At 71.0% G+C, this 2095-nt stretch carries 4 protein-coding genes and 1 pseudogene; 3 read left to right on the top strand and 2 right to left on the bottom strand.

Going from position 1 to position 2095, the window contains the following annotated elements:
* Both VFF46_RS31620 and VFF46_RS31625 read right to left on the bottom strand, forming a co-directional pair.
* Positions 1-213, bottom strand: a 213-nt coding sequence (locus tag VFF46_RS31620; protein WP_325040902.1) for an ArsA family ATPase, incomplete at its 3' end; no start/stop codon positions are given.
* A gap of 34 nt (positions 214-247) precedes the next feature.
* Positions 248-1198 carry an ArsA-related P-loop ATPase gene (locus tag VFF46_RS31625; RefSeq protein ID WP_325040903.1) on the bottom strand — a complete coding sequence of 317 codons (951 nt, stop codon included), beginning with the start codon at positions 1196-1198 and terminating at the stop codon, positions 248-250.
* A gap of 62 nt (positions 1199-1260) precedes the next feature.
* Here VFF46_RS31625 and VFF46_RS31630 point away from each other — a divergent pair, with 62 nt between their 5' ends.
* The 3 genes and pseudogenes from VFF46_RS31630 to VFF46_RS31640 all read left to right on the top strand — a co-directional run.
* On the top strand, positions 1261-1422 hold the full coding sequence (locus tag VFF46_RS31630; protein ID WP_165553378.1) for a DUF4177 domain-containing protein: 162 nt from the start codon (positions 1261-1263) through the stop codon (positions 1420-1422).
* Positions 1419-1880 carry a RidA family protein gene (locus tag VFF46_RS31635; RefSeq protein WP_325040904.1) on the top strand — a complete coding sequence of 154 codons (462 nt, stop codon included), beginning with the start codon at positions 1419-1421 and terminating at the stop codon, positions 1878-1880. Before VFF46_RS31630 ends, VFF46_RS31635 begins: the two co-directional genes overlap by 4 nt.
* 6 nt (positions 1881-1886) lie before the next feature.
* A pseudogene (locus VFF46_RS31640) lies at positions 1887-2095 on the top strand (NUDIX hydrolase); the annotation flags it as partial.

Consider the following 2095-nt stretch of genomic DNA (forward strand, 5'->3'; position numbering starts at 1 on the left):
CCGCGGGACGTTGTCCAGCTCGGTCAGCCCGAGCGACTGCGCCAGCCGCCGGGCCGGGTCGATCGTCAGTACGACGACCTTCCGCCCGCGCTCGGCCGCCCGCAGCCCGAGCGCGGCCGCCGTGGTGGTCTTGCCGACCCCACCCGCGCCGCAGGTGACCACGATCCGGGTCCCGGGGTCGTCGATCAGCTGGTCCAGATCGAGGTCGCTCATCGGACCGGCTCCCCGGTCGCTCGGCTCGTCGCGCTCATGCCCGCAGCTCCTCGGCCAGGTCGAACAGGGCGCCGTGGTCGATTCCCTCCGGCAGCAGCTCCAGCTCGGTCACCTTCTTGCCCAGGGCATCGATCCGGTCGCGGTTCTCGCGTTCCAGCCCGACCCGTACGGCGTGGTCGTGGGCCTCGGCCGCGAGCGTCCGGACCAGGCCGTCGCCGACCGTCAGGCCGGCCGCCTTGAGTCCGCGGGTCAGCTCGGCGGCGGGCAGTTTCTCCTTCACGGCAAGGGCCAGCGCGTCGTCGTCGAGCGGGCTGTTCCGGACCATGTTCACCACGATCGACCCGATCCGCAGGTCCAGCTTCTCCAGCTGGTCGACCGCGTCGAGCGTCTCCTGGACCGGCATCTCCTCGAGCAGCGTGACCAGGTGGATCCGGGTGACGTCCGAGCGCAGCATGCCCATGATCGCGTCCGCCTGGTTCCGGATCGGGCCGACCTTGGCGAGACCGGCGACCTCGTGGTTCACGTTCAGGAACCGCCCGATCCGCCCGGTCGGCGGCGCGTCCAGCACGACCGCGTCGTACGCGAGCTTCCCGTGCGCCTTGCGGCGGGTCGCCTCGTACACCTTGCCGGTCAGCAGTACGTCGCGCAGCCCCGGGGCGATCGTGGTGACGAAGTCGATCGCCCCGACCTTCTCCAGCGCCTTCCCGGCGCGGCCGAGGTGGTAGTACATGTCGAGGTATTCGAGCAGCGCGGCCTCGGCGTCCACGGCCAGCGCGAACACCTCGCCGCCGCCGGGGCCCTGCGCGATGCGGCGTTCGACGTACGGCAGGGGAGGGACGTCGAAGAGCTGAGCGAGGCCCTGGCGGCCCTCCACCTCGCAGAGCAGCACCCGCTTGCCCTCCTCGGCCAGGGCCAGGGCCATGGCGGCCGCAACGGTTGTCTTCCCGGTGCCCCCCTTGCCGGTGACCACGTGCAGTCGCGCCATAGGTCCCAGGGTAGGACGTGGCCCACACCACACTCCCGCGGCGCCCGTTAGAGTCCCCTGTTATGAAGAAGTTCGAGTACTTCACCGCGCCGCTGCTGGTCCACTCGACCAAGGAGATCCTGGACAACTTCGGCCAGGACGGCTGGGAGCTGGTCCAGGTCGTACCGGGCCTGAACCCGGAGAACCTGGTCGCGTACTTCAAGCGGGAGATCGAGGACAAGTGAGCCACCCGGAAGAGAAGCTGGCCGAGCTCGGCCTCAAGCTGCCCGAGGTGGCCAAGCCGGTCGCCGCGTATGTCCCGGCCGTCCGGACCGGCAACCTCGTCTACACGTCCGGCCAGCTGCCGCTGCGCGAGGGCACGCTGATCGCCACCGGCAAGGTCGGCGACGCCGTCACGCCCGAGGTGGCCAGCGAATGCGCGCAGCAGTGCGCGCTGAACGCGCTTGCCGCGGTCAAGGCGGAGATCGGTGACCTGGCGGGAGTGAAGCGGATCGTCAAGGCGGTCGCGTTCATCGCCTCCACCCCCGACTTCACCGGCCAGCCGCAGGTCGCCAACGGCGCCTCCGAACTCTTCGGCCAGGTCTTCGCCGAAGCCGGCGCCCACGCCCGCAGCGCGGTCGGCGTCCCGGTCCTCCCCCTCGACGCCCCCGTCGAGGTCGAACTGATCGTCGAGGTCGGCTGACCGCTCGTGCGGGATCTGAGCTCGCAGCTGATGACCGGCCGGATGGCCGAGGTCGCCCTCGAGTACCTCCAAGGCGCCCGTACGCCGGCCTCCGCCCGCCCCGCGGCCACCGTGATCCTCGTGCGGGATGCCCCGCTGGAGGTCTACCTGCTGCGCAGGCAGCGGACGATGGCGTTCGCGGCGGGGATGACGGTGTTTCCGGGTGGGCGGGTCGA

Source organism: Kribbella sp. (assembly GCF_035655035.1).
In the GTDB taxonomy this organism is placed as follows: domain Bacteria; phylum Actinomycetota; class Actinomycetes; order Propionibacteriales; family Kribbellaceae; genus Kribbella.